This is a genomic window from Micromonospora sp. WMMC241 (assembly GCF_027460165.1).
Taxonomy (GTDB): Bacteria; Actinomycetota; Actinomycetes; order Mycobacteriales; family Micromonosporaceae; genus Micromonospora; species Micromonospora humi.
On the sequence record NZ_JAPZBF010000001.1, the window covers coordinates 3,437,358 to 3,459,601 of the forward strand.

At 73.1% G+C, this 22,244-nt stretch carries 27 protein-coding genes; 15 read left to right on the top strand and 12 right to left on the bottom strand.

What is annotated here, in order from left to right:
• Window positions 1-19: 19 nt before the first annotated feature.
• The gene (locus O7598_RS15920) at window positions 20-517 is read right to left on the bottom strand and encodes a hypothetical protein (RefSeq protein ID WP_269692128.1); all 498 of its coding nucleotides are present in this window, start codon (window positions 515-517) and stop codon (window positions 20-22) included.
• 56 nt (window positions 518-573) lie between these two features.
• Between O7598_RS15920 and O7598_RS15925 the strand changes: the two genes are divergently transcribed.
• Window positions 574-990 (top strand): hypothetical protein, encoded by a 417-nt coding sequence (locus O7598_RS15925; protein WP_269692129.1) that lies wholly within the window; start codon window positions 574-576, stop codon window positions 988-990.
• Window positions 991-1,094: 104 nt separating this feature from the next.
• Window positions 1,095-1,910: a class I SAM-dependent methyltransferase gene (locus tag O7598_RS15930; RefSeq protein WP_269692130.1), complete on the top strand. Its 816-nt coding sequence runs from the start codon at window positions 1,095-1,097 to the stop codon at window positions 1,908-1,910.
• 13 nt (window positions 1,911-1,923) lie between these two features.
• On the opposite strand, the gene O7598_RS15935 is transcribed toward O7598_RS15930, so the two are convergent.
• Both O7598_RS15935 and O7598_RS15940 read right to left on the bottom strand, forming a co-directional pair.
• On the bottom strand, window positions 1,924-2,103 hold the full coding sequence (locus O7598_RS15935) for a hypothetical protein (RefSeq protein WP_269692131.1): 180 nt from the start codon (window positions 2,101-2,103) through the stop codon (window positions 1,924-1,926).
• A 189-nt stretch (window positions 2,104-2,292) separates the two neighbouring features.
• Complete coding sequence (locus tag O7598_RS15940) at window positions 2,293-2,709, bottom strand: MarR family winged helix-turn-helix transcriptional regulator (protein WP_269692132.1); 417 nt, start codon at window positions 2,707-2,709, stop codon at window positions 2,293-2,295.
• Window positions 2,710-2,770: 61 nt separating this feature from the next.
• Between O7598_RS15940 and O7598_RS15945 the strand changes: the two genes are divergently transcribed.
• The 6 genes from O7598_RS15945 to O7598_RS15970 are packed head-to-tail and all read left to right on the top strand — an operon-like array spanning window position 2,771 to window position 5,476.
• Window positions 2,771-3,553 carry an alpha/beta fold hydrolase gene (locus O7598_RS15945; RefSeq protein ID WP_269692133.1) on the top strand — a complete coding sequence of 261 codons (783 nt, stop codon included), beginning with the start codon at window positions 2,771-2,773 and terminating at the stop codon, window positions 3,551-3,553.
• Window positions 3,550-4,104, top strand: coding sequence for a GNAT family N-acetyltransferase (locus O7598_RS15950; RefSeq protein WP_269692134.1), 555 nt, complete (start codon window positions 3,550-3,552; stop codon window positions 4,102-4,104). The genes O7598_RS15945 and O7598_RS15950 overlap by 4 nt, the downstream gene beginning before the upstream one ends.
• Window positions 4,101-4,430, top strand: a complete 330-nt coding sequence (locus tag O7598_RS15955) for a hypothetical protein (protein ID WP_269692135.1) — start codon at window positions 4,101-4,103, stop codon at window positions 4,428-4,430. The genes O7598_RS15950 and O7598_RS15955 overlap by 4 nt, the downstream gene beginning before the upstream one ends.
• Window positions 4,427-4,864: a MerR family transcriptional regulator gene (locus O7598_RS15960; RefSeq protein ID WP_269692136.1), complete on the top strand. Its 438-nt coding sequence runs from the start codon at window positions 4,427-4,429 to the stop codon at window positions 4,862-4,864. The genes O7598_RS15955 and O7598_RS15960 overlap by 4 nt, the downstream gene beginning before the upstream one ends.
• Window positions 4,848-5,144, top strand: a complete 297-nt coding sequence (locus tag O7598_RS15965; RefSeq protein ID WP_269692137.1) for a hypothetical protein — start codon at window positions 4,848-4,850, stop codon at window positions 5,142-5,144. Before O7598_RS15960 ends, O7598_RS15965 begins: the two co-directional genes overlap by 17 nt.
• Window positions 5,141-5,476 carry a YnfA family protein gene (locus O7598_RS15970; RefSeq protein ID WP_269692138.1) on the top strand — a complete coding sequence of 112 codons (336 nt, stop codon included), beginning with the start codon at window positions 5,141-5,143 and terminating at the stop codon, window positions 5,474-5,476. The genes O7598_RS15965 and O7598_RS15970 overlap by 4 nt, the downstream gene beginning before the upstream one ends.
• A gap of 40 nt (window positions 5,477-5,516) precedes the next feature.
• On the opposite strand, the gene O7598_RS15975 is transcribed toward O7598_RS15970, so the two are convergent.
• Both O7598_RS15975 and O7598_RS15980 read right to left on the bottom strand, forming a co-directional pair.
• Window positions 5,517-6,317 (bottom strand): alpha/beta fold hydrolase, encoded by an 801-nt coding sequence (locus O7598_RS15975; protein WP_269692139.1) that lies wholly within the window; start codon window positions 6,315-6,317, stop codon window positions 5,517-5,519.
• A gap of 34 nt (window positions 6,318-6,351) precedes the next feature.
• Window positions 6,352-7,017: a DUF4097 family beta strand repeat-containing protein gene (locus O7598_RS15980; protein ID WP_269692140.1), complete on the bottom strand. Its 666-nt coding sequence runs from the start codon at window positions 7,015-7,017 to the stop codon at window positions 6,352-6,354.
• 227 nt (window positions 7,018-7,244) lie between these two features.
• On the opposite strand from O7598_RS15980, the gene O7598_RS15985 reads away from it, so the two are divergent.
• Entirely contained in the window at window positions 7,245-7,952 is a 708-nt protein-coding gene (locus O7598_RS15985) for a helix-turn-helix domain-containing protein (protein ID WP_269692141.1), read from the top strand.
• A gap of 1 nt (window position 7,953) precedes the next feature.
• Here O7598_RS15985 and O7598_RS15990 read toward each other — a convergent pair whose 3' ends face one another.
• Together O7598_RS15990 and O7598_RS15995 are read right to left on the bottom strand one after the other, a co-directional pair.
• A complete protein-coding gene (locus O7598_RS15990; RefSeq protein ID WP_269692142.1) occupies window positions 7,954-9,456 on the bottom strand; it encodes an FAD-binding oxidoreductase in 1,503 nt (500 codons plus the stop codon).
• 127 nt (window positions 9,457-9,583) lie between these two features.
• Entirely contained in the window at window positions 9,584-10,054 is a 471-nt protein-coding gene (locus O7598_RS15995) for a hypothetical protein (protein ID WP_269692143.1), read from the bottom strand.
• 86 nt (window positions 10,055-10,140) lie between these two features.
• Between O7598_RS15995 and O7598_RS16000 the strand changes: the two genes are divergently transcribed.
• From O7598_RS16000 to O7598_RS16010, 3 genes are all read left to right on the top strand, one after another.
• Complete coding sequence (locus O7598_RS16000) at window positions 10,141-10,350, top strand: hypothetical protein (protein WP_269692144.1); 210 nt, start codon at window positions 10,141-10,143, stop codon at window positions 10,348-10,350.
• 201 nt (window positions 10,351-10,551) lie between these two features.
• A complete protein-coding gene (locus O7598_RS16005) occupies window positions 10,552-10,758 on the top strand; it encodes a helix-hairpin-helix domain-containing protein (RefSeq protein WP_269692145.1) in 207 nt (68 codons plus the stop codon).
• Between the two features lie 5 nt (window positions 10,759-10,763).
• Window positions 10,764-11,120, top strand: a complete 357-nt coding sequence (locus tag O7598_RS16010; RefSeq protein ID WP_269692146.1) for a hypothetical protein — start codon at window positions 10,764-10,766, stop codon at window positions 11,118-11,120.
• A 717-nt stretch (window positions 11,121-11,837) separates the two neighbouring features.
• Here the strand turns inward: O7598_RS16010 and metH are convergent.
• Complete coding sequence (metH, locus tag O7598_RS16015; RefSeq protein WP_442929927.1) at window positions 11,838-15,341, bottom strand: methionine synthase; 3,504 nt, start codon at window positions 15,339-15,341, stop codon at window positions 11,838-11,840.
• Between the two features lie 252 nt (window positions 15,342-15,593).
• Between metH and O7598_RS16020 the strand changes: the two genes are divergently transcribed.
• Together O7598_RS16020 and O7598_RS16025 are read left to right on the top strand one after the other, a co-directional pair.
• Complete coding sequence (locus O7598_RS16020) at window positions 15,594-16,463, top strand: PAC2 family protein (protein WP_089157832.1); 870 nt, start codon at window positions 15,594-15,596, stop codon at window positions 16,461-16,463.
• A 115-nt stretch (window positions 16,464-16,578) separates the two neighbouring features.
• A complete protein-coding gene (locus O7598_RS16025) occupies window positions 16,579-17,370 on the top strand; it encodes a GntR family transcriptional regulator (protein ID WP_269692148.1) in 792 nt (263 codons plus the stop codon).
• A gap of 86 nt (window positions 17,371-17,456) precedes the next feature.
• Here O7598_RS16025 and mshC read toward each other — a convergent pair whose 3' ends face one another.
• The 4 genes from mshC to O7598_RS16045 all read right to left on the bottom strand — a co-directional run bounded on the left by mshC (window position 17,457) and on the right by O7598_RS16045 (window position 20,972).
• Window positions 17,457-18,695: a cysteine--1-D-myo-inosityl 2-amino-2-deoxy-alpha-D-glucopyranoside ligase gene (mshC, locus tag O7598_RS16030; RefSeq protein WP_269692149.1), complete on the bottom strand. Its 1,239-nt coding sequence runs from the start codon at window positions 18,693-18,695 to the stop codon at window positions 17,457-17,459.
• 67 nt (window positions 18,696-18,762) lie between these two features.
• Window positions 18,763-19,581: an SCO1664 family protein gene (locus tag O7598_RS16035; protein WP_269692150.1), complete on the bottom strand. Its 819-nt coding sequence runs from the start codon at window positions 19,579-19,581 to the stop codon at window positions 18,763-18,765.
• The gene (locus tag O7598_RS16040; RefSeq protein WP_269692151.1) at window positions 19,578-20,168 is read right to left on the bottom strand and encodes a DUF3090 domain-containing protein; all 591 of its coding nucleotides are present in this window, start codon (window positions 20,166-20,168) and stop codon (window positions 19,578-19,580) included. The genes O7598_RS16035 and O7598_RS16040 overlap by 4 nt, the downstream gene beginning before the upstream one ends.
• Before the next feature lie 90 nt (window positions 20,169-20,258).
• On the bottom strand, window positions 20,259-20,972 hold the full coding sequence (locus O7598_RS16045) for an MSMEG_4193 family putative phosphomutase (protein WP_269694881.1): 714 nt from the start codon (window positions 20,970-20,972) through the stop codon (window positions 20,259-20,261).
• Between the two features lie 647 nt (window positions 20,973-21,619).
• On the opposite strand from O7598_RS16045, the gene O7598_RS16050 reads away from it, so the two are divergent.
• Window positions 21,620-22,195, top strand: a complete 576-nt coding sequence (locus O7598_RS16050; protein ID WP_269692152.1) for a hypothetical protein — start codon at window positions 21,620-21,622, stop codon at window positions 22,193-22,195.
• The last annotated feature ends 49 nt before the right edge of the window (window positions 22,196-22,244 follow it).

Below are 22,244 nucleotides of genomic sequence, written 5' to 3' on the forward strand. Positions count from 1 at the left end.
CGGCGGCGGCAATCGTTCATCACGTGTCGACGGCGGTGAACAACAGCAGCGCCTCGCCGGGGTCGAGGAACACCTCGGTGCCGCCCGCATCGTGGTCGGTGCTGCGCTGCCAGCGCACGCCGTCCGGCACGTACCCGGCCAGCGCCGGCCAGAGCGCGGGCGCCGCGCCGGTCACCGGCGCCCAGGTGTACGCGGCGGCCAGCGCCCGCGCGTCGGCCGGCGCGAGCCGCACCACGCCCTGGTAGCGCCGGTCGGTCGGGCCGGGCGCGCGGGAACAGGCGAAGCTCGGGTAGTCGACCTGCCAGTGGATCTCGGGGTACGCGCCGATGCCCGGCACGTCCTCCTCGGTCCACCGCCGGTCGGTGCGGACCGTCGCCTCCTCGGCGGCGACCCGTGCCGCGCAGTCCCGCTCGTCGGTGTCGCCGGCGCGCGCCAGCCACAGCACCCCGCCGCAGCCGGCGAGCAGGGCGACGCCGAGCACGGCGGCGACGGTCACGAACCACGATCGGCGGGTCACGCCGGCAGGGTAGTCGCCGCCGGCCACCGTGGAGCCACCCCGGTACAGTCCCCGCCGTGACTCCTGACGTGGCCCTGGCCAGCATCGTCCACTGGCGACGCAGTCTCTGGAACGGCCGGCGGTGCGTGCCGGTGCTGATGACCCTCGACCAGGGCTGGCTCAGGTCCCGCGACCGGCGCGGCGCCGAGGTGTTCGCCGCGCCCACGGGACAGGTCGAGGGCCGGCTGACCCGGCTGGGCACGCTGCTGCTGTCCGTGGGCGGCCGGCGCTACCCGATCGTCGGGCGGGGCTCCGACATCTCCCCCTCCCCCAGCCCGGAGCAGCGGCGCGCGCTCGACGAGTTCTGGGCCCACCGGGCCCCGCCGAGCGGCGACGCGCCGAGCTTCCTCGACCTGGTCTTCAACTCCGGCGCCGCGTTCCACACCCGGTCGTGGCGCGACGCGCTGGCCCGCGCGGGCGCGGCGGTGCGCTGACCCGCGCCGTCAGCCGGTGAAGCCGTGCCCGCCGCTGTTCCAGCCGTCATGCCCGCCTCGACAGGGGGCGTTGGCCGGGCCGTGGGCCCCGTACGCTGCGATCCATGATCGGAGTGGACTTCGACGCCCACGAACGGTCCCGCTGGGCCGGGCGGGCGCAGGCCTACCGGCGCAGCTTCGGCCGGCTCTGCGCGTACCCCACCGGGGCGCTGCTGGACGCGGCGGCGGTGCGGGCCGGACGGCGGGTGATCGACGTCGGCACCGGGCCGGGGACCGTCGCGGCCGCGGCGCTCGCCCGCGGCGCGCAGGTGGTGGCGGTCGACGCCGAGCCGGGCATGCTCGCCGCGGCGCGGATCGACGCGGCGGGCGCCGGCCTGGTCGGCGCCGCGTTGCCGCGGCTGCCGTTCCCGGACGGCCGGTTCGACGCCGCGGTGGCCAACTTCGTGCTCAACCACGTGGGCGACCCGGCGGCCGCGGTGGCGGAGCTGCGCCGCCTGGTACGCCCCGGCGGCCGGGTGTCGGTGACGCTCTGGCCGTCCCCGCATCCGCCGTTGCAGCGGCTGTGGGGCGAGGCGCTCGACGCCGCCGGGGTGACGCCGCCGGCGGATCTGCCGCGGCTGGCGCCCGAACGGGACTTCCCCCGCACCGAGGAGGGTGTGACCGGGCTGCTGACCACCGCCGGCCTGGTCGACGCCGCGTGCGCGACGTTGAGCTGGACCCACCGCGCGGACCCGGACGACTGGTGGGCCGGGCCGGCGGCGGGCATCAGCGCGATCGGGCTGGTCGTGCAGCGGCAGGAGCCGGCGGTGCGGGCTCGCATCCGCCGGGCGTACGACCGGCTCACCGCCGGCTACCGGGACGCCGACGGGATGGTGGCGCTGCCCACCGCCGCGCTGCTCGGTTCCGCGACGGTGGAGTGATCCGCTCCGGGCGTCAGTCGAGTCCGCGCATGATGTGCGGCTCGCCGTCGTCGTCGCCGAAGCAGCGGTGCAGCACCTGGGCGCGGGCCCACAGGTCCAGGCTGCTCGGCGGCCCGACCTGAGCCGGCCGGGGCGGCGCGGTCAGCACGGGCGTCCGCTCGGGTGGCACCTTCGTCGTCACCTGGTCGGCCATTTCCGCCCCTTTCGTCGTACCCATGCTCGCCCTGGGGCGTCTCCGCCGCGTCAACGGGACGGCGCGGGTGGGGACGCGGCGCTCGGTGTGCCGGCGTCGGCCGTACTCCGGTGACGGTAGCCCGGTGTGACGGCCGGCACACCCCTTATTCCGGACGCCGACGCCGGTAGTGGGGGGAGAGGGGGTGGCTCAGGCGTCCTCGTCGGCGAGCGCGCGGCGCAGCAGGGCGAGCAGATCGGTGCGGTCGGCGGCGGGCAGCCCGGCGTAGCAGCGCTCCAGCACCTCGTCGGCCACCCGGTGACCGGCCTCCAGCACGCGTCGCCCGGCGGGCGTGAGGTGGTGCGGGATGCGCCGGCCGCGACCTGCGCGCCGCTCCACCAGGCCCTGCGCGACGAGCCGCCCGGCGAGCGCGCCGAAGGCCTGCTCGGTCTGGAACGTCGCGGCGGCGAGTTCGCGCGCCGACGCGCCGGGCGACCGGTCGACCGCCCGCAGGGCGTCCCACTGGGCGAGCGTGGTGCCGACCTCGGTCAGGCCGGCCTCCAGGGCGCGGTGCTGCCGGTACTGGGCCTGCTTGACGGTGCGGGCGAGCTGTTGCAGTTCGTGCACCGGTCCATTCTAGCCGGAAACTCAACTAGCTTAACTAAGCTTCCTTAGTTAAAGTGGCGGCATGACCTCCCTCGCGGGCTACCCCGACCTCACCCTGACCGTCTCCGAGGCCGGCCACGGCCGTCCCGTCCTGCTCCTGCACGGCGGCGGCGGACCGACCACCGTCGCTCCCCTCGGCCGGCACCTGGCCCGGCGCGCGCAGACCATCACGCCGGTGCATCCCGGCTGGGACGGCACCCAGCGGCCCTCCTGGCTCACCGGCATCGACGACCTCGCCCTGGCCTACCTGCACCTGCTGCACGACCGCGGGCTGCGCGACGTCCTCGTCGTCGGCTCCTCCCTCGGTGGCTGGATCGCCGCCGAGATGGCCGTGCGGGACACCGCCGGCCTGGTCACCGGCCTGGTCCTCGTCGACGCGGTCGGCATCGACGTGCCCGGCGAACCCATCCAGGACTTCTTCGCCCTCGACCCGCGCAGCCTGGCCGAGCACGCCTGGCACGACCCCGACCGGTTCCCCGTCGACCCGGCGGCCCTCGCACCGGAGCAGCAGGCCCGGCAGGCGGCCAACCGCGAGACCATGCGGGTGCTCGTCGGCGACCCCTACATGCACGACCCGAAGCTGCGCCGCCGGCTGGGGCGGGTAGGCGTGCCCGCCCTGCTGCTCTGGGGCGAGAGCGACCGCATCGTCACCCCCGCCTACGGCGCGGCGTACGCGGCGGCGCTCGGCGACGGCCGGCTGGTCGTCGTACCCGAGGCCGGGCACCTCCCGCACCTGGAGAACCCGACCGCGACGCTGTCGCACCTGGACGCGTGGCTCGACCGGCAGCAGGATGCGGAGGCATGAGCGGCGACGAGGAGCTGACCACGGCGCGGCTGACCCTGCGTCGCCCCACCCCCGCCGACGTGGACCTGATCCACCTCCTGCACACCGACCCGCTCGCCTGCGCGCACAACCCGTCCGACCTGCTGCGCGACCGCGCCGAGGCGGCCGAGCGCTTCGACCGCTGGGACGCGCACTGGCGGCGGCACGGCTTCGGCTACTGGGTGGTGTGCCGCGACGACCGACGGCTCGGCTTCTGCGGCCTGAAGGTCATGCGGCTGCACGGACACGACGTGCTCAACCTGTTCTACCGCCTGGCACCGGCCGCCTGGGGCGACGGTGTGGGCGGCGAGGCGGCCACCGCGGTCGTCGGCTGGGCCGCCGCCCACCGGCCGGGTCTGCCGGTGATCGCCCGGGTACGCCCGGACAACGTCGCCTCCCAGCGCGTCGCCCGGCGAGCCGGCCTGCGCCGCGCCGCGCACCTGGACACGCCCGGCGAGGACGGCCTCGACTGGATCTTCACCGCCGCCGACTTGCATCCGGTACCCCGGTACAGGCCTACCGTCGAGGCATGACCGAACGTGACTGGGTGCCCGAGGCCTGCACCCTGCCGACCACCGAACGGCCGCGGCGACTCGCCGAGTTCGACAGGCTGTTCCACGACGCCGTCCACGAGACCGACCGGGTGTCGGCCCGACACCTGCGGCTGCGCCTCGACGGCGCCGCCGAACCGGTCGCCCGGGACCTGATCGCCCGGGAGTCGGCGTGCTGCTCCTTCTTCACGTTCGACCTCACCCGACCGGACGACGCCACGCTGACGCTCGACATCCGGGTGCCGCCCGCCCACGTCGACGTGCTCGACGCCCTCGCCGAGCGGGCCGCGCCCGCGCCCCGACCATGACCGGCCTGCGCACCGGCCAGCTCGCCGACGCCGCCGGGGTGAACGTGCAGACGCTGCGCTACTACGAACGTCGAGGGCTGCTCGACGCGCCGCGCCGATCCCCGGGCGGGCACCGGCTCTACCCGGCCGAGACCGTCACGCTGCTGCGGGTGGTCAAGACCGCGCAACGCCTCGGGTTCACCCTCGCCGAGGTCGCCGAACTGCTCGACGCCGGCCGGCACCGGCACGGCCGCGACACCGGCCTGCGGGCCCGCGCCGGGGAGAAGCTCGCCGAGGTGGAGCGGCGGCTGGCGGACCTCACCGTCATCCGCGACACGCTGCGGGCCGCCATCTCCGCCGGCTGCGACGACCTGGTCGCCTGCGCCGGCAGCACCTGCTGCCCGCTGCCCTTCGTCGAACTCGCCGGGAGGACCGACCGTGCCGAACCCCGCTGACCGGCTGCGCCGGCTGCTGCCCACCGGCCTGACCGGGCTCGCCGGCGCGGCCTGTGCCGCGTGCTGCGTACTGCCGCTGCTGCTGGCCGCCGGCGTCCTGGCCGGCGGCGGCTGGGCGGCCGTGACCCGCGTCCTGCCCGGGGTCGCCGTCGCCCTGGCCGCGCTCGCCGGCCTGGCCTGGTGGTGGGCCGCCCGACGCAGCCACCGCGCCGGCTGCGCGGGCGGCGACTGCGCCTGCCGGCCCGCCGACAAGATCGTCACGGTACGGTCGGAGGCATGACGGTCGCCCGCTCGATCCTGCTGTTCCTGGTCGCCGCGCTGGCCGAGATCGGCGGCGCGTGGCTGGTCTGGCAGGGCTGGCGGGAGAACCGTGGCCTGCTCTGGGTCGCGGGCGGGATCATCGCGCTGGGCATCTACGGCTTCGTGGCCACGTTCCAGCCCGACCCGAACTTCGGGCGCATCCTCGCCGCCTACGGCGGCATCTTCGTCGCCGGGTCGCTGGCCTGGGGCATGCTCGTCGACAAGTTCCGGCCCGACCGCTACGACCTCGTCGGCGCGGCCATCTGCCTGGTCGGCGTCGCGGTCATCATGTACGCGCCGCGCACGAGTTGACCGTCCCACCGGCCGCGTCCGGCGGGACGGTCGTCGTCGGCTACCTGGCCGTACCGGCCCTGTCGAGCGCGGCGACCTCACCGACGGCCGCGACGATGGCCGGAGCGTCCTTCTTGAGCAGCGCGCCGTGGTTGCTGGCGACCTTCGCGCTGATCCGGATGTGCGGGTTGCGGGAGGTCACCGCGTCGAGCCCGGCGCGGATGCGTTCCTGCTCGTCGCCGCGGCTGCCGAGGGACGTGCCCGAGGCGACCACGTAGCGCACCGGGACGGTGATCCGGTCCAGCACCGGGCCCAGTTCGCGCTCGCGGGAGAGCCGACCCAGCTCGATGTTGCTCTCCGCCTGCTGCGCCGCGGACATCCGCGGCGTGAGGCCGGTCGGGCGCAGCAGCGGAGTGAACCAGCCCATCCGCTGGAACAGCTTGCGGATCCGCGCCTCCATCGCCTCGTCGAGCCAGTCGTAGGGGAACGCGCCGTCGACCAGGACCGCGCCCACCGTACGGTCGGGGTTGCGTTCGGCCCAGTGCGCCGCGACCACGGCGCCGTAGGACCAGCCGACCAGCAGCGCCCGGTCCACTCCGCGCGCCGCGAGCACGGCGTCGACGTCGCGCACGGCCGCGTCGAAGGAGTAGTCCGCCGACCGCTTCGAGCGGCCACGGGCCCGTTCGTCGTAGGTGATGTGCCGCCACCCGTCGCCCAGGCCGGCGACGACCCGCCGCCAGTAGCCCTGGGTGGCGAACTGACCGTTGAGGTAGAGGACGGGCACGCCGGTGCCGCCGGTGTCGGTGACCGCCAGCGCGGTGTCCTCGACCGGCACCATTCCGGTCCACGTGTTCGTCGTCATGATCCTGCTCCTGCTCGTGGGGGGCGGCGGTGGGTCAGAGGCTGCGGGCGGTGATGTCGCCGTGCGAGGTGGTGGCCCGGATGTCGAGCACGGGTGCGCCGTCGTTGCGCAGGGCGTTGTCGATGCGGCCGTGGTCGGTGCCGGCGTCCAGGGTGGCCGGGACACCGCCGGCGGCGGCGACGCTGATGTCGCCGGAGCGGGTGCGGAGCACGAGCATGCCGCGTACCGCCTCGGCGATCCGGATGTGGCCGCGCGCGGTGCTGATCTCGGCGGCGCCGGTGAGCCGACCGATCTCGACGTCACCGTCGGTCGCGGTCAGTCGCACGCTCGCGGCCTCGTCGATCTTGACCCGCCGGTGCGCTCCGTCGACGGTGACGTCGCCGAGGCGGCCGACGCCGCGTACCTCGATCGCGCCGGATGTCGCCTGGACGCGGGAGCCGGCGGGCAGTCGCACGGTGACCTCGACGGACCCGGCGGCGCCGACGATCCGGTTGGTGGGCTCGGGGATCCGGATCCGCAGGACGCCGTCGGCGTAGCCGACGACCGCCTGCCCGGCGGTCCGGGCGTCGCGGTCACGGGCGGCGTCGGCGGGTCGGACCTCGACGGTGGTGTCGGCGCGGTCGGCGGCGATGACCTGGACGCGCCCGGCGGGGACGTCCAGGACGGCGGTGATCGGTTCGGGGGTGGTGAACGTCTGCATCGTGCGCTCCCAGCGGTGCGTGGCATCTTTCCGATATGGGAAACGCTACGTTGCTTTCTATATTGCTTCAACATCGTTGTTGCACCGGACGGTGCTCTTTGCTGCTCAGCGTGCGCTTTTCATTGCAACCAGCCTGGATCTAACGCAACAATCCGAGGAGCGAGCGTTGCAATGGATGATGGTGAAGGCTATGGTTCCGCGGAACGGTCACGGAAGGGGAGACGGCGATGCCCGGAGGCAGGCTCACCCAACAGGAACGGCAGCGGATCGCGGCCGGGCTGGCCGACAGCCTCGCCTACGCGGAGATCGCCCGCCGCCTCGACCGCCCGACCTCGACGATCACGCGTGAGGTGATGCGCAACGGCGGCCCCACCGCCTACCGCGCCGACCTCGCCCACCGCGCCACCGAACGACGCGCCCGGCGACGCACGATCACCGCCTCGCCGGGCTCCGGGCCGCTCCCCCGGCCACACGAACCCGACGACGCCGTCACCGAGTACGCCGAAACGCTCACCACCGTCCTCATGGCCTCGGGCCTGCCGACGATGGCGGCCCGGATCCTGACCTGCCTGTTCACCACCGACGCGGGCAGTCTCACCGCTGCCGAACTCACCCGGCGCCTCCAGGTCAGCCCCGCCTCGGTCTCCAAGGCGATCACCTTCCTGGACGGGCAGAGCCTGGTCCGCCGGGAACGCGGCGACGGCCGCCGGGAACGCTACGTCGTCGACGACGACCTCTTCTACCAGGCGACGATCGCCAGCACCCGGGCCAACGACCAGCTCGTCGCCGTCGCCCGCCGGGGCGTCGCCCTGCTCGGCGCCGACACCCCGGCCGCCGCCCGCCTGGAGAACATCGCCCGCTTCCTCGACTTCATCAGCGAGAGCATCACCCGCGCCGCCGAGCAGGCCCGCGACATCCTCCGCACCGCCCGTTAGGTCAGCACGACGCGGGCGGGATGCTCTGCTCGTACTGGAAGACGTTGTGCGGGTCGTACCTCGCCTTGAGCCTGCGGAGCCGCTCGACGTTCGGCCCCCAGTACGCGGTCTCCCACTCCTGCATGCCGATGTTGGGCACGTTGACGTAGGCGCCGTCCACGTAAGGGCGCAGCGCCTGGCTGAACTCGGCGATCCACGCCTGGGAGGCCGGGGTGAGGGCGTCACCGCTGTCCGGCACGCCGCGGGTCCCCCAGCCGGCGCCCGGCTCGGAGTAGAAGATCGCGTCGCGGTGCGGGAACGCCGACCCGCCGACCGGCTGCCTCGCCTGCGCGCCGACGCCGAACGCCTGGGTGAAGAAGTTGCTGGCGTCGGTGGGCGCGACCGCCATGAACGTACGGATGATCTCGATCGCCTCGGGCGGGAACGGCCTGCGGGTGAACTGGGAGAAGAACTTCCAGTTCGCGGGCTCGTCCTGGGTCGGGATCTGGAACCCGGCGTAGATCTCGCCCCAGCCGCCGATCTGCACGGTGACCTGCGGACTGCCGACCGACAGGACCGGCGCCAGCAGCCTCCGCGCCTCCGCCTCGGTGCCCTCGGCGAGCACGCCGAACAGCAGGATCTGCGACTTGTGGATCTCCAGCTGGGAGCCGAGGCGGACGTCGGTGAACGGCGCGGTGCGCTGCCACCTGTCGAAGACGCCCCGCAGGTCGTCCAGACCGGACCACGTTGCCTGGAGGTAGGCGACACTGCGCAGCGGGGCCACCCGGTAGGTCAGCGAGGTGACGATGCCGAAGTTGCCGTTGCCCGCCCCGCGCAACCCCCACAGCAGGTCCCCGCGGTTGCGCAGGTCCACCTCGATCGCCCGGGCGCCGTTCGCCCCGGACGCGACGACGATCTCCGCCCCGATCAGGCTGTCGCAGGCCATGCCGAGCCAGCGGGTGAGGAACCCGAAACCGCCCCCGAGGGTCGCGCCGGACAGGCCCACGGTCCCCTCCGTACCGGTCGTCACGGCGAGACCCTGCTGGGCGAGCGCGGTGACCGCCTCCAACTGGTTGAGCCCGGCGCCGACCCGCGCGGTGAGCGCCTGCCGGTTGATCTCGGCCGACTTCAGCTCGCTGACGTCGATCACGATCCCGTTGTCCACGTTCGACCAGCCCTCAAGGCTGTGCCGGCCGCTGCGCACCCGCAGCGCGACGTCGTTCTGCCGGGACCAGGCGAGCGCGTTCACCACGTCCTGGGTGTTCTGCGCGAACACGATCACCAGCGGATTGCGGACGAACAGCTCGTCCCAGCCCTGGCTCGCGGTCGGGTAGTCGGGGTCGCCGAAACGCACGATCCGGCCGGTCAACTGCGCCGGCGGGCACTCCGCCCAGATCGGCGCCCCCGAGCCGTCGGTGCCGGTCGTCGCCTGGGCGGCCCCGGCGAGCACGGCCGGTGCGACGACCGCCCCGGCGCCCACGGCCGCGGTGGCCTGGAGCAGCGTACGTCGAGAAATGTCGGGCATGGTCCTCGCCTCTCGGTCGGGCCGACGGGCCTCGGACCCTTGCCGGCGTGCGACCTCACGCTAAGACCGGACACTTCTTCACATAAGCGGAAGAGGAGGGCGAAACCCGTCCGAGTGACCGCCCCGGTCAGGGGTCGAGGGCCTTGCGCGCCGCGTCCAGGAAGTCCAGCCGAGGCCGCTCCAACCGGTCCCGCGCGCTCTCCCCCTCCGGCACGCCCTCCCACACCGCGCCGTTGAGCACCAGGAAGTAGACCCGGGCGGCGTCATGGACCGCGATCGGGAACAACAGACGGATCATCCGCTCCGCGACCCAGAGCTGGTTCATCACCGCCTGGGTCCGCGTCGGCCACTCCTCATCGTCCGCCCAGCGGTCCGGCCGGGTGAACGCGCATCGCTCCGCGTCCGCCGCCACCCCGACGAACCGCTCCAGCAACGCGAGCCGCTCGGCCCGTCGGCTCTCCGCCAAGGCGGCCTCCTGCCGGCGCCGCTCGGCGCGCGCCGACTGCCGGGCGGTGGAGTGCTGCACCAGATAGGAGAGTCCTCCGCCGATGGCCACGCCACCGAGCGACGTCAACGCCGTCCATGCCTCGACCGTCACGCAGGGATGGTGCCCATGTCGGCGGACCCTGTCCACCCCGTACCGGCGGCAGCCGGCACCGGCACGGACGCTGTACCGTCGACGGCATGACGACGGTGATGGTGTCAGTCGTGGCGCTCGTGGCGCTGGTGCTCGCAGTCGTGGTCTTCGTGAACCGGCGCGACCGGAATCGGCTCTCGTCCGAGGAGGATGCGACGGCCGTCCACCACGCCGGCGCCGACCAGCATCGGCACGAGGCGGAGCGTCACCTCGGGTCGGGCATAACCGCGAGGAACGTCAATCCGCCCAGCGTGTGAACAGGCTGCGCGGTGACCAGCTGCCGTCCCGCGCTCCTGCCGAGGTCCACCCGCGGTTTCCTCAAGGGGTACGACCGCAGCTCACGGCGGCGCAACGGGATGGATCCCAACCACCGCGGCGCCTGATGCGCGACGACGAAGACGACGAGTAGCGTTCTCACCCGGTCGCCGTGGCCGACATCGACTCACGCCGGAGCCGCCATGATGAAGAGCGTGCACTCCGATCTCGATTCCCTGCCGAGGATCGGCGCGCCGGCGACGCGAGCACTGACCAACGCCGGCTACACCGCTCTGCGCGAACTTGCCGGGGTGCCGCGCGCGAAACTTGCGGCGCTGCACGGCCTGGGCCCGAAGGCGCTCGACATCATCCAGAGCGCCCTCGAGGACCACGATCTGAGCCTGGGTTAGCACTCGTGCCGACCACTGACATCCGGACGCCCCTGCTCCGGACCGTGCTGGCCTGGCTGGTCGGCAACCTGCTCATCGGCGTGTGCGCGATTCTGCCGATCGGCGCGATCCACACCCTGTCCCACTACCTGCGCGCGGCCGCCGGCGACGACGTCGTCTCACCGTACGGCCCGGCCGGCGCCCGGTTCGCCGTCGCCGAGATCAGCATCATGAGCGCGGTGCTGCTGGTAGCCGCGACGTTCGTCAATCGCCGGCTCCGCCGCGCCCGGCACGTCGGCCTCGTACCGTTGCTGGCGGCCACCCTCGTCCCACTCGCCCTGCCGTTTCTGGTCTTCTGGTTCGGCACCGACCACAGCCTGTGACAGATCGCAGAGGTAGTCACCCCGGTCAGTCTCGTCGGCGGAAGATCCGCGTCGACAGGAAGCCTGGCACCCACCTGCGCCTCACGTCCGCCACTTCCTTGGGACGGGACTCGATGCGACGCCGGGAGATCTGTGTTTCGACCATGGCGCCCTCGTCCGACACGCCTGCCGAACGGATCCACACGTCCGCCACGATGTCCTCGCCGTAGAGGGTGACCTGCCAACCACCTGGCGTGGGCAGGCAGTCGACACTCAGGACGGCGTCGCTGGGCAGTTGGGCCCTCGTCCGCACCACCGCGCTTGCGACAAGCGACGCGTCAGCCGTGCTCTCCGGCGATGCGGGGGAACTTCCCTTCCGTCGAGAGAGGCGGCCCAGTGCTGCCTTCAGCGCATCGTAGGCAACGTTCCCGACAACTCCGGCAGCCATCGCCGCCCCGAACCAGGTGGCGACATCACCTGGGTTCGGAACGCCCCCGGACCCGGGGGAGACGGCCGGAGGCGGCAAGGAAGGAACGATCGAGGGGGCCACGGGGAGAGGACCCGGAGGCGGAGCGCTGCTCGGCCGGCTGCCGTCAGAGGAGCGCGGATCTGCGTCAACCGGTCGCGGAGGCTCGTTGCCACTCATGCGTCAAGGCTACGGGTGGGCGTCCATGCTGGTATGCAGGCGAGCCGCAGCGGTAGCACCGTTCGCAGGCCCGGAGGGGAAGGGCGACGGCGTCACTTGGCGTTGAAGTAGTTCGCCTCCGGGTGGTGCACCACGATCGCGTCGGTGGCCTGCTCCGGCACGAGCTGGAACTCCTCCGACAACTGCACCCCGATGCGCTCCGCGCCGAGCAACCCGACGATCTTCGCCCGGTCCTCCAGGTCCGGGCAGGCCGGATAGCCGAACGCGTACCGGCAGCCCCGGTAGTCGGTGCGCAGCAGGCCGGCCAGGTCGCCCGGATCGTCGGCGGCGACGGTACGGCCGTCCGGCAGCACCAGCTCGGAGCGGATCCGCCGGTGCCAGTACTCCGCCAGCGCCTCGGTGAGCTGCACGGACAGGCCGTGCACCTCCAGGTAGTCGCGGTACTCGTTGGCCGCGAACATCTTCGCCGTGTATTCGCTGACCGGCTGCCCCACGGTGACCAGTTGCAGCGCCACCACGTCGAGCTGGTCGCCCTTGGGCCGGAAGAAGTCGGCCAGGCACAACCGGCGCTCCTGCCGCTGCCGGGGGAAGGAGAACCGGGCCCGCTCGCTGTGCCCGTTCTCGTCCAGCACCACCAGGTCGTTGCCCTCGGAGTACGCCGGGAAGTAGCCGTACACCACGGCCGCCTCCAGCACCTGCTCGGAGATGAGGCGGTCCAGCCAGTAACGCAGCCGGGGCCGGCCCTCGGTCTCCACCAGTTCCTCGTACGACGGGCCCTTCCCACCGCGGGCGCCGCGCAGCCCCCACTGACCCAGGAACGTGGCCCGCTCGTCGAGCAGCGCCGCGTAGTCGGCCAGCGGCACGCCCTTGACCACCCGGGTGCCGAAGAACGGCGGGGTCGGCACGCCCACCTCCACCGCCACGTCGGAGCGGACCGAGGCGTCGTCCAGCTCGGGCAGCGCCTCACGGACCTGCGCCCGTTGCCGCTCCCGGCGCTCCCGGCGGGCGGCCAGCGCGGCCTCCCGCTCCGGATCGACCACCGGCGCGCCGCCGCGCTTGGCGGCCATCACCCGGTCCATCAGGGACAGCCCCTCGAACGCGTCGCGGGCGTAGTGCACCTGACCGGGGTAGATGGCACGCAGGTCGTCCTCCACGTACGCCCGGGTCAGCGCCGCACCACCGAGCAGCACCGGCCAGCGTTCGGCGACGCCCCGCGTGGCCATCTCGGCCAGGTTCTCCTTCATGATGACCGTGCTCTTGACCAGCAGCCCGGACATGCCGATGGCGTCGGCCCGGTGCTCCTCGGCCGCGTCGAGGATCGCGGTGATCGGCTGCTTGATGCCGATGTTGACCACGTCGTAGCCGTTGTTGGACAGGATGATGTCGACCAGGTTCTTGCCGATGTCGTGCACGTCGCCCTTGACCGTGGCGAGCACGATCCTGCCCTTGCCGTCGTCGTCGGCCCGCTCCATGTGCGGCTCCAGGTAGGCCACCGCGGTCTTCATCACCTCGGCGGACTGGAGCACGAACGGCAACTGCATCTGCCCCGAGCCGAACAGCTCGCCGACCACCTTCATGCCGTCGAGCAGCAGGTCGTTGATGATGGACAGCGGGGTGCGCCCCTCGGCCATCGCGGTGTCCAGGTCGGCCTCCAGGCCGTTGCGCTCCCCGTCGATGATGCGCCGCTTGAGCCGCTCCTCCAGCGGCAGCGCGGCCAGCTCCTCGGCCCGGGTGGCGCGCGCCGACGCCGCGTCGACGCCCTCGAACACCTCGATGAAGCGCTGCACCGGGTCGTAGCCCTCGCGGCGGCGGTCGTAGACCAGGTCGAGCGCGATCTCGCGCTGCTCGTCCGGGATCTTCGACATCGGCAGGATCTTGCTGGCGTGCACGATCGCCGAGGTCAGGCCAGCCTGCACGCACTCGTGCAGGAACACCGAGTTGAGCACCTGCCGGGCCGCCGGGTTGAGCCCGAAGGACACGTTGGAGATGCCGAGGGTGAAGTTGACCCCCGGCCAGCGGGCGGTGATCTCGCGGATCGCCTCGATCGTCTCGATGCCGTCGCGGCGCGTCTCCTCCTGACCGGTGGCGATCGGGAACGTCAGGGCGTCGATGAGGATGTCCTCCCGGCGCAGCCCCCACCTGCCGGTCAGGTCCTCGATGAGCCGCCCGGCGATGCGGACCTTCCACTCCGCCGTGCGCGCCTGACCCTCCTCGTCGATCAGCATCGCAACCACGGCGGCGCCGTGCTCGGCGATCACCGGCATCACCCGGCCGTAACGGGAATCCGGGCCGTCGCCGTCCTCGAAGTTGACCGAGTTGACCACACACCGGCCGCCGAGCATCTCCAGCCCGGCCTCGATCACTGCCGGCTCGGTCGAGTCGAGCATGACCGGCAGGGTGGAGGCGGTGGCGAACCGGCCGGCCAGCTCCCGCATGTCGACCGCGCCGTCGCGGCCCACGTAGTCCACGCACAGGTCCAGCAGGTGCGAGCCGTCCCGGGACTGACTACGCGCGGTCTCCACGCAGGCCTGCCAGTCGGCGGCCAGCATCGCCTCGCGGAACGCCTTCGAGCCGTTGGCGTTGGTGCGCTCCCCCACCATCAGGACGCTGGCGTCCTGCGCGAACGGCACGTGGTGGTAGATCGAGGAGACGCCGGCGTCCGGCTGGGGTTCCCGGGGCGCCGGGCGGCGTCCGCCCAGGCGCTCCACCAGCACCCGGATGTGCTCCGGCGTGGTGCCGCAGCAGCCGCCGATCAGCCCGACGGCGTAGTCGTCGACGAACTGCTCCAGCGCGTCGGCCATCTCCTCCGGGCCGAGCGGGAAGTAGGCCCCGTCGGCGGTCAGCACCGGCAGGCCGGCGTTCGGCATCACCGATACCGGGAGGCGCGAGTGCCGGGACAGGTAGCGCAGGTGCTCGCCCATCTCGGCGGGTCCGGTGGAGCAGTTGAGCCCGATCAGGTCGACCCCGAGCGGCTCGATCGCGGTGAGCGCCGCGCCGATCTCGCTGCCCAGCAGCATGGTGCCGGTGGTCTCCATGGCCACCTGGCAGATGATCGGCACGTCCCGGCCGGCGGCGTCGCGGGCCCGCTTCGCGCCGACCACCGCGGCCTTCACCTGGAGCAGGTCCTGACAGGTCTCGATGATCAACGCGTCCGCGCCGCCGGCGATCATGCCGGCGGCGTTCTCCTGGTACGCGTCGCGCAACGAGGCGTAGCTCGCGTGGCCCAGGGTGGGCAGCTTGGTGCCCGGCCCCATCGAGCCGAGCACGAACCGCGGGCGCTCCGGCGTCGCGTGGGCGTCGGCGGCCTCCCGGGCGATCCGCGCGGCAGCCTCGGACAGCTCCCGGATGCGCTCGGCGATGCCGTATTCCGCGAGGTTGGGCAGGTTCGCGCCGAACGTGTTGGTCTCCACGCAGTCGGCGCCGGCGGCCAGGTAGGCGTCGTGCACGCCACGGACCACGTCCGGCCGGGTGACGTTGAGGATCTCGTTGCAGCCCTCGAGACCGTCGAAGTCGTCCAGGGTGAGGTCGGCCGCGTGGAGCATCGTTCCCATCGCCCCGTCGGCGATGAGGATCCGGTCCGCCAGGAGGTCGCGCAACGAAGTAGGCACACGGCCAGGTTAGTGCGCCCCGGTACGCAGCGGTCACCCCAATCGGGCCTTCCCACATAGTGTCGGCCGGATCACCGCGTACCTTTCATCCGGTTCGACCGGGTGGTCGGGCCGGGCGACCGGCGCGGCCGACGGGCCGGCTCCGGCGGCGGCACGTAGGCTGGCGGACGTGAAGGACAACAGGGATGCGACCGTGCGACGGGGCGGCACCGCTCCCGACGAGCAGGGTGAGGTGACGGCGTGACCGAGTTCGACGGGCTGCCGGTCCTGCGCTCACCGGTCGCCATCGCGGCCTTCGAGGGCTGGAACGACGCCGCGGACGCCTCCACCGCCGCCGTGGAGCATCTGGAACAGGTCTGGCAGTCCCGGCAGGTGACCGAGCTGGACCCGGAGGACTTCTACGACTTCCAGGTGAGCCGTCCGACCATCACCATGGCCGACGGGGAGACCCGACGGGTCGAGTGGCCCACCACCCGCTTCATGGTGGCCAGCCCGGAGGGCACCGAGCGCGACGTGGTGCTGATCCGCGGCATCGAGCCGAGCATGCGCTGGCGCACCTTCTGCGAGCAGGTGCTGGAGATCTGCCACAGCCTGGAGGTCGAGCGGGTGGTGCTGCTCGGCGCGTTGCTGGCCGACGTTCCCTACACCCGGCCGCTGCCGATCAGCGGCAGCGCCTCGGACGCCGACGCGGCCAAGCGCTACCAGCTCACCCCCACCCGCTACGACGGCCCGACCGGCATCGTCGGGGTGCTGCACGACGCGTGCACCCGGGCCGAGGTGGACGCGGTGTCGTTCTGGGTGCACGTGCCGCACTACGCCAACAACCCGCCGTGCCCGAAGGCCACGCTGGCGCTGCTGCACCGCGTCGAGGAGGTGCTCGACCTCCCGGTGCCGATGGCCGATCTGGCCGAGGAGGCCGCCGAGTGGGAGCAGCGGGTGCGCAGCGCCGCCGAGCAGGACGCCGAACTCGGTGAGTACGTGCGTGAGCTGGAGGAACGCGTCGGCGATGCGGGCATCACCCCGTTGACCGGGGACGAGATCGCCCAGGAGTTCGAGAAGTACCTGCGCCGTCGGGGCGGTTCCGCCGGCCCGACCGCCGGTTCCTGGTAGCTCTTCTCCGTCGAAGCCGGGCTCCGTGGTCGGGGCCCGGCTTCTTCGTGTCCGGGGTGGCGCTGTCACACCCTCTAGGGCATCCTAGGAACCTAGCTGTCATGAGGAGGCGGGCATGCAGATCAACCCGGGTGCGGCCGAGTTCCCCCACCGGCAGATCGCCACGCAGCTCAAGACCCAGGTTCGCCGCGGCGACTGGGGCCCGGGCGAGCGACTGCCGTCCATCCCGGCCATCGCCGAGATGTTCGGCGTCGCCAAGCAGACCGTGCAACGCGCCGTCGACCAGCTGCGGGTCGAGGGCATCCTGATCACCAAACCCGGCTCCGGTACGTTTGTCCGGGGCACCCGGCGCCGGCTGAACCGCCTCTCCCGGGGCCGGTACGGCGGCTTCCGCGGCTACCACACCGACCTCGCTGCCCGGTACCGCCAGCAGCTCGTCTCGGTCGGCCGTGCCGCCGCCCCGCCCGAGGTCGCCGACGCGTTCGGTGTCACCGACGGCACCGAGTTGCTCTGCCGGCGGCACCTGGTCCGCACCGACGACTCCCCGGTCGAGGTCGGCGCCTCCTGGTTCCTGCCCGCCGACACCGCGGGCACCTCCCTCGAACGGGCCGAGGCGTTCGGCCGGCCGCTCTACCAGGAGGCCGAGGAGGCGATCGGCCGGCGGTACGCCACCGCGACCGACACCATCAGCGCCCGCCAGCCCAGCCGGGAGGAGGCGGAGATCCTGCAGATCCGCCCGGACACCCCGGTGCTGCACCTGCTGCACGTGGCGTACGACGAACGACACAAGCCGATCGAGGTCGCCCAGGCCACCTGGCCGGGCCCGATGACCACGCTGACCGAGGAGTACAAGGTCCCCGCGCCGGCGCCCGAGCAGGACCCGGACCCCGGACTCGTCCTCGGCTGAGCGCCTCTCCGGCGCGGGCCCTCCGAGGCGGGCCGAGCCCGACTCGCCCAGGCGGGACCCGGCGTGCGTTAAGCGGGGCCCCCGCCTTACAGCCGGATCCCGAGGAGGGCGTCGACGGTGTCGGCGAACAGCGCGGGGGCGGCGGGGTCGTCAGCCTCGCCGGCGAGCGTCCGCTCGGCCCAGGCGTCGGCCACCGCCAACGCGCCCGGCGTGTCGAGGTCGTCGGCGAGGCGGTCGCGTACCCCGGCCAGCAACGCCCCGCCGGACGGGCCGGCGGGCGCGGCGGCGGCCCGCCGCCAACGGTCCAGCCGCCCGAGCGCCTCGGCGAGCAGCTCGTCGGTCCAGGCCCGGTCGCTGCGGTAGTGGCCGGCGAGCAGCGCGAGCCGCACCGCCACCGGGTCGACCCGGTCGGCGCGCAGCCGGGAGACGAACACCAGGTTCCCCTTGGACTTCGACATCTTCTCGCCGTCCAGGCCGATCATGCCGGCGTGCACGTAGTGGTCGGCGAACGGCGCCTCGCCGGTGAGCCGCTCGGCGTGCGCCGCCGAGCACTCGTGGTGCGGGAAGATCAGGTCGTTGCCGCCGCCCTGCACGGAGATCCGGTCGCCCAGCAGGTTCAACGCGATGACCGTGCACTCGATGTGCCAGCCGGGGCGGCCGGGACCCAGCTCACCGCCGGGCCAGGACGGCTCGCCCTCGCGGGCGCCGCGCCACAGCAGCGGGTCGAGCGGGTCCCGCTTGCCGGCGCGGTCGGGGTCGCCGCCGCGCTCCGGGAAGATCTCCAGCATCTCGGCACGGGACAGGTTGGACTCGTAGCCGAACGCGGGAGCGGCGGAGACGTCGAAGTAGACGTCGCCGGTGCCGTCGTCGAGCCGGTACGCCGCACCGTCCTTGAGCAGCACGAGCACCTTGTCGGCGATGTCCGGGATCGACTCGACCGCGCCGACGTAGTGCGCCGGCGGGATCATCCGCAGCGCCTCCATGTCCTCGCGGAACAGCGCGGTCTCCCGCATGGCCAGGACCTTCCAGTCCTCGCCGTCGCGCTCGGCGCGCTCCAGCAGCGGGTCGTCGATGTCGGTGACGTTCTGCACGTAGCGCACGGTCAGGCCGGCGTCGCGCCACATCCGCTGCACCAGGTCGAAGGTGATCATGGTGGCGGCGTGCCCGAGGTGGGTGGCGTCGTACGGGGTGATGCCGCAGACGTACATCGAGGCGACGCCGTCGGGCCGGGACGGGTGCGGGCCCTGCCGCGCCGAGTCGTACAACCTCAGTGCTGCGCCCTCACCCGGCAGCCGTGGCACCTCGTGTCCCGCCCAAGACTCCATGACCGCCAGCCTAACGATCCGTCAGGCACGCGGGTGCCGCCCCACGGGTGATCAACGCGACAGCGGTTCACATGGGTGGCCAGGGCATGGCCGGCCACTCCTCCGGGGGCTGCGGGAACCGGCCGGTGTCACGCAGCCGGTCCACCCGGGCCGCCACCGCCCTGACCTCACCGAGGGTGAGGTGCTCGGCCAGCTCCTCGCCGAGCGCCCCGTCGAGCCGGGCGGCCAGCGCGTCGAGCATCTCGACCGCGTCCGGCGGGAGCAGGCGGCCGGCCCAGCCCCAGAGCACCGTGCGCAGCTTCTCCTCCACGTGGAAGCTGACGCCGTGGTCCACGCCGTAGATGCGGTCGTCCGCGCCGACCAGCACGTGGCCGCCCTTGCGGTCGGCGTTGTTGATCACGGCGTCGAGGACGGCCAACCGGGCCAGCCGGGGGTCGTCGGCGTGCGCCAGCGCGTACGCCGCGCCGTCGTCGTCGCGCGCGGCGGCGATCGGGAACCAGCGCGGCGGCACCGACTCGGCGGGCACGAAGCCGACCAGCGGCTCGGCGTCGGCCGGCTCGTCGATCCAGAGCTGGCAGGAGCCGGGGCCGAACGGGCCGTCGCGCAGCACGGTCGGCGGCACCAGGTCCCACCCGGTGGCCCGGGAGACCAGGTAGGCGGCCACCTCCCGGCCGGCGAGCGTGCCGTCCGGGAAGTCCCAGAGCGGGCGCTCGCCGCGCACCGGCTTGTAGACGCAGTGCGCGCTCACCTCACCGAGCGCGATGACGGCGCGCAGCGTGGCGTTGGAGGCGTCGACCAGCCGCCCCTCCAGGGTCAGCTCACCGTCGGTGAGCAACGGCAGCGCCTCGGCGCCGCCCTGTCGGGGCTGCAGTTCCGACGAGGTCACCGGTGATAGCCGTTGTGCCGGGGGCACAGGTGGCCGGCCGGGTCGAGCGGCTGGCCGCAGAGCGGGCAGGGCGGCCGGCCGGCGTTGACCACCCGCTTGGCGCGCTCGATGAACTCGCGGGTCGCCTCGGGGGTCAGCCGCACCCGGAGCCGGTCGAGGTCGTCGTCCGGCTCGTCCGGCTCCTCGTCGATCTCGACCTCGTCGTCGTCCGCGTCGCCCAGCTCGACCTCGACCTCGGCCTCGCCCACGGCGATCGCCTCGATCACCACGGTGGCGGTGTCCACGTCGAAGGCCAGGCCCAGCGTGCCGACCCGGAACTCCTCGTCGACCGGGGTGTCGAGCGGCTCGTTGTCGCCCACCACGATCGGCGCCGACTCCGGCAGCTTCACCCCGAACCGGCGTTGCGCCTCGGTGAGCAGCTCCTCCAGCTTCTCGGCGAGCAGCGACACCTGGACCTTCTCCAGGGCGACGCTGACCAGCCGGCCGCCGCCGCGCGCCTGGAGGAAGAACGTGCGCTCCCCCGGCGGGCCGACCGTTCCGGCGACGAACCGCTCCGGCGGCTCGAACGCGTGCACCTGGTGCGTCATACCCACGACCCTATCCGGCGCGCGGAAGCACCGCGCAGCCCACCGACGCCGAATCCGCCCAGAGCGCAACGCGGCGCGGCGACCGCCGGCTCACCGTGCCGCGCCCGCGCCACCACCGACCGTCGCGTCCGACTCGGCGGCGCGCACCGCCCGCCGGCGCCGCTTGCGCGGCGGCGGGACCAGCGCCGCCAGGTCGCCGCCGGTGTCGTTGAGCCGGACCAGGAACGGCCGCAGCGGCGTGTAGCGGATCGCCGTCACCGACGCCGGGTCGGCCACGATCCGCTGAAAAAGATCCAGGTGTACGCCGAGGGCGTCCGCCACGATGGCCTTGATCACGTCGCCGTGGCTGCACGCCAGCCAGACCGCTTCCGGCCCGTGCTCGGCGGTGACCCGCGCGTCCCAGGCCCGCACCGCCGCGACCGCTCGCGCGGACATCGCCGCCATCGACTCCCCCTCCGGGAAGGCGGCGGCGCTCGGATGCTGCTGCACCACGGGCCAGAGCGGCTCCTTCGCCAGCTTCTTCAGCGACTGCCCCTCCCAGGCTCCGTAGCCGCACTCGATCAGCCCGTCCTCGACCACCGGCTCGGCCTGCGGCAACGCCAGCTCCAGGGTCTGCCGGCAACGGATCAGCGGGCTGGTCACCACCGCCGCGAGCGGCAGCCCGGCGAGCCGGCCGCCCACCGCCGTGGCCTGGGCCCGCCCGGTGTCGTCCAGCTCGACCGGTTGCCGGCCGGCGAGGCCACCGTCGGCGTTCGCGGTGGTCCGGCCGTGTCGCAGAAGCAGAAGGGTCGCCACGCCCACCACCCTAGGGGGTGCCACCTCGACAACCGTCCCCCGCCACCACCGGACGCGCATCCCGGCCCACCGCCTGACGACGCCCTTTCCCGTTACCCAGCGACCCGTGACGGGCGGCCGGCGCTCACCAGCAACCGCCGCCAGGGACGGGCGACCCGCGACCGAGACGGGCGGCGACGGTTGACGGACGATCCGGAGGCGGCGACAGCCACTGGTTACCTCCGGCCCGTCAGCCGCAGGCCGCCGAGCGAGCGGGCATCGGTGACGAACCGCCCAACCGGGCGGCTTCATCCGTGTCCCACGTACTTGGGTAGATCTTGGTAGGAAACGACTCCTCGAGGGGCCGTTTCCTACCAAGATCTCGTCGGGGCGATGCGTGCGGACGGGCGTATGGAGCGCGTGTCCGGTTCGCGGGTGCCGGCGGGTGGAATGGGTCCGGGGGCTGGGGCGTTGTAACCGGTGCACGGCTGAGCAGCGGAAACGCTCGCCACCTGGGTCCCCGGATCCGGGGAATGACGGCGGGTCGCCGGTCGTTGCACATGGTTCCGCCGCCACGACGAGGCCCCCGCCCCGTGAGCCGACGGAGTCCCCCACGAGAGCGCCTGACGGTGCTCGCACACCCACCCCCGGGTGTCGACCCCCGAATGGAGCCCCCCATGAACACCATGCTGCGCAAGAGCATCCTCGGTATCGCCGGTCTGACCGTCGCCGGTGGCCTGGCCGCCGGCCCGCTCAACCACCACGACAGCACCCCGACCGCCCGCGACGTGGCGGTCACCGCGCAGGCCGACCCCGCCGCGCTCGTGCCGCACGGCGTGCAGGGCGCGCAGTCCCGCGTCGACCTGAACGACGAGCAGACCGCCAACGTCAAGGCGATCGTCGCCGCCACCAAGAAGGCGGACATGGACGAGCGCGCCGCGGTCGTCTCGATCGCCACCAGCCTGCAGGAGTCGAAGCTGGAGAACCTCGGCCACCTCGGCGACCGCAACGACCACGACTCGCTGGGCCTGTTCCAGCAGCGCCCGTCCAGCGGCTGGGGCACCCCTGAGCAGATCACCGACCCCGAGTACTCGACGCTCGCGTTCCTCAAGGGCCTCAAGCAGGTCGACGGCTGGCAGGACATGCCGCTGACCCAGGCGGCGCAGACCGTGCAGGTCAGCGCCTACCCCGACGCGTACGCGCAGTGGGAGCAGCAGGCCGCCGACCTGGTCGCCCAGCACTGGAACAGCTGACGAACGCGAAGGCCGGCACCCCGTGACGGGGTGCCGGCCTTCGTCGTGT

Excerpts from the sequence above, each read along its gene's own strand:
- O7598_RS16000 (WP_269692144.1), top strand. The coding sequence starts at position 10,141 with ATGACGACGGTGATGGTGTCAGTCGTGGCGCTCGTGGCGCTGGTGCTC.
- O7598_RS15975 (WP_269692139.1), bottom strand. The coding sequence starts at position 6,317 with ATGACGACGAACACGTGGACCGGAATGGTGCCGGTCGAGGACACCGCG.
- O7598_RS16025 (WP_269692148.1), top strand. The coding sequence starts at position 16,579 with ATGCAGATCAACCCGGGTGCGGCCGAGTTCCCCCACCGGCAGATCGCC.
- O7598_RS15935 (WP_269692131.1), bottom strand. The coding sequence starts at position 2,103 with ATGGCCGACCAGGTGACGACGAAGGTGCCACCCGAGCGGACGCCCGTG.
- O7598_RS15985 (WP_269692141.1), top strand. The coding sequence starts at position 7,245 with ATGCCCGGAGGCAGGCTCACCCAACAGGAACGGCAGCGGATCGCGGCC.
- O7598_RS15980 (WP_269692140.1), bottom strand. The coding sequence starts at position 7,017 with ATGCAGACGTTCACCACCCCCGAACCGATCACCGCCGTCCTGGACGTC.
- O7598_RS15945 (WP_269692133.1), top strand. The coding sequence starts at position 2,771 with ATGACCTCCCTCGCGGGCTACCCCGACCTCACCCTGACCGTCTCCGAG.
- O7598_RS15950 (WP_269692134.1), top strand. The coding sequence starts at position 3,550 with ATGAGCGGCGACGAGGAGCTGACCACGGCGCGGCTGACCCTGCGTCGC.
- O7598_RS15970 (WP_269692138.1), top strand. The coding sequence starts at position 5,141 with ATGACGGTCGCCCGCTCGATCCTGCTGTTCCTGGTCGCCGCGCTGGCC.
- O7598_RS16005 (WP_269692145.1), top strand. The coding sequence starts at position 10,552 with ATGATGAAGAGCGTGCACTCCGATCTCGATTCCCTGCCGAGGATCGGC.
- O7598_RS15955 (WP_269692135.1), top strand. The coding sequence starts at position 4,101 with ATGACCGAACGTGACTGGGTGCCCGAGGCCTGCACCCTGCCGACCACC.
- O7598_RS15930 (WP_269692130.1), top strand. The coding sequence starts at position 1,095 with ATGATCGGAGTGGACTTCGACGCCCACGAACGGTCCCGCTGGGCCGGG.
- O7598_RS16050 (WP_269692152.1), top strand. The coding sequence starts at position 21,620 with ATGAACACCATGCTGCGCAAGAGCATCCTCGGTATCGCCGGTCTGACC.
- mshC (WP_269692149.1), bottom strand. The coding sequence starts at position 18,695 with ATGGAGTCTTGGGCGGGACACGAGGTGCCACGGCTGCCGGGTGAGGGC.
- O7598_RS15990 (WP_269692142.1), bottom strand. The coding sequence starts at position 9,456 with ATGCCCGACATTTCTCGACGTACGCTGCTCCAGGCCACCGCGGCCGTG.
- O7598_RS16040 (WP_269692151.1), bottom strand. The coding sequence starts at position 20,168 with ATGACGCACCAGGTGCACGCGTTCGAGCCGCCGGAGCGGTTCGTCGCC.
- O7598_RS15960 (WP_269692136.1), top strand. The coding sequence starts at position 4,427 with ATGACCGGCCTGCGCACCGGCCAGCTCGCCGACGCCGCCGGGGTGAAC.